Origin of the sequence: Nostoc sp. (assembly GCF_035638895.1) — a bacterium.
Lineage (GTDB): Bacteria > Cyanobacteriota > Cyanobacteriia > Cyanobacteriales > Nostocaceae > Nostoc.
Genome location: NZ_DASQZC010000529.1, coordinates 1 through 2,321, shown reverse-complemented (window position 1 = coordinate 2,321; position 2,321 = coordinate 1). Strand labels below are relative to the sequence as shown.

Below are 2,321 nucleotides of genomic sequence, written 5' to 3'. Positions count from 1 at the left end.
TAAAAATAATAGCAGGGCTATATTCGTCTTATTTTTGACTGTATTTATAGACTTGCTCGGCTTCGGAATAATCCTACCGATACTGCCTTTGTATGCTGAACAATTCGGGGCAAAACCTAATGAAGCGACACTACTTGTAGCTATTTATTCTTTAATGCAGTTCTTATTTGCACCATTATGGGGTAAATTTAGCGATCGCTACGGTCGCCGTCCGATTTTGCTACTCACTTTATTCGGTTCTGTAATTGCATACGCAGGCTTAGGCTTTGCCAACTCATTATGGATTTTATTTATTGCTCGTAGTCTTGCCGGGATTATGGCAGGGAATATTAGTACTGCTCAGGCGTACATAGCAGATATTACCACGCCAGCTAATCGCTCTCGTGGCATGGGCATAATTGGAGCAGCTTTTGGCCTTGGCTTTATTCTCGGTCCAGCAATTGGAGGTATTCTGATCGGGTCTGATCGGAACAACGCTAACTTCCATCTACCATCGTTGTTCGCAGCCGGATTATCTTTATTAGCATTGCTTTGTGCTTTGATATTACTTCCAGAATCTTTGAATTCTGAGACTAAAGCCAAAATCCAAGCTCATCGCTACCGTCAGCGACGGCTGAACTTGCTACAAGTGTCACAACGTCCACAGTTTTGCTTGCTTGCTGGCATCTACTTTTTTGTTACCTTTGCTGTTGCGTCTATGGACTCTACATTGGCTTTATGGTCTAAGCAGCAATTAAACTGGGGCCCTCAACAAACTAGTTATCTTTTTGCTTTCATGGGGATTGTCAGCACAATCATTCAAGGAGGACTGATCGGATTCCTCAAAAAATACTTCGGTGAAATAAAATTACTTATTTTGGGGATATTAGGGTTAGGTTCAGGATTACTGTTAATTGGATTCTCACAAAGTTTAATTTTATTGTTGGTCGCCACCACGCTTGTAGCATGGGGAATTAGTATTAGCCAACCAATATTGAACAGCCTGATTTCCCAAATGACAGCCCCAGAAGAACAAGGACAAATATTAGGTATTGCTAGTTCTTGCTCTGCGTTGGCACGGATTGGTGGCCCAATCTGGGCAGGGGTTAGTTTTATGAAATTTGGGAGTTCTGCTCCTTTTCTGAGTGGATTTTTAGTAATGCTAGTAGCTTTGACTCTTAGTTTGCGAGTAATGAAAAGTGCATCTGAACCAAACACAGAACGTATCGCCTGACAATCTTGATTTCAAAACTTAATAGTTTTTTGAAACAGCCTTGTATTAAAGATTTTTAATCCCAAATCCCAAATCCAAAATCTAAAATCTAAAATCTAAAATTACTATGACTGGTCGTCGAGTATTATTTTTAGGCATCTTTGTAAGCATTCTCCTCACCTATGCAATTTGGGTAGGTGGAAGCATTCCTGCAAGCATCATCAAACTTCCTGACCAAGGATTAAACTGGTATTACTGGAAGCTTCCCCAACCAACCTTTTGGAGTCGGGCGACGGCTTGGGGTATGTACCTTGGGCATCAGTTTAGCATCTGGGGGTGTATCTTGTGGGCGCAGCGATGGCTACGCCCGCCGCAGGCATCGCAGTTGAAATACAAATCAGCGTTGCACCCGATTAACTACCTCATGCTTGCTATTAATGGTGCATTCATCGCTTTACACTTTCTCCAGACCTATATTTGGTACGATGCTCTAGCTCAAGATACCTCAATTTGGGCTTCTCAAGGTGCGGTTGTTCTCCTACTGGTCTTCGTACTGATTTTGGAAACGCCTCGACGCGGTTTGTTTTTTGGCAATTCTGTTCCCTTTCATCAACAGTTTTTGCAAATTATCAAGCTGTACCACGGCTACTTTTTCTCCTTTGCCGCTATCTATACCTTCTGGTATCATCCAATGGAAGCTACTTTGGGGCACTTGATTGGTTTTCTCTATATGTTCTTGCTTCTGCTCCAATCGTCATTGATCTTTAACCGCACCCATGTAAATCGCTGGTGGACATTTACTTTAGAAATTTCAGTGTTATTGCATAGTGTTATTGTATCTTTTATGTTAGGACAAACCAAGTGGCCAACATTTCTCTTTGGTTTTCTTGGCATTTTAGTACTTACTCAACTCCACGGTCTACCTGTGAGTATCTTGACTAAACGTACTATCTACGGAGCCTTTTTAGTGAGTGTAATGGCCGTTTATGGGCTAACTGAACGCGGCTTGGGCAGAATTTACGAAGTAACCTATATTCCTTTGATTGAGTTTGGGCTAGTTGGCGTAATTTACTTAATTTTCCTGCTTATCTTATGGACAATTTCTCGTTTCCCTGTCAAGACGTAATAT

2 protein-coding genes are annotated in these 2,321 nt (G+C 41.6%); both read left to right on the top strand.

Annotation, left to right across the window (positions count from 1 at the left end):
• Window positions 1–1,213: MFS transporter (locus VE944_RS26190; RefSeq protein WP_324984052.1), on the top strand; the 1,213-nt coding region annotated here is incomplete at its 5' end.
• Between the two features lie 106 nt (window positions 1,214–1,319).
• A complete protein-coding gene (locus VE944_RS26185; protein WP_324984049.1) occupies window positions 1,320–2,318 on the top strand; it encodes a hypothetical protein in 999 nt (332 codons plus the stop codon).
• Window positions 2,319–2,321: the final 3 nt, after the last annotated feature.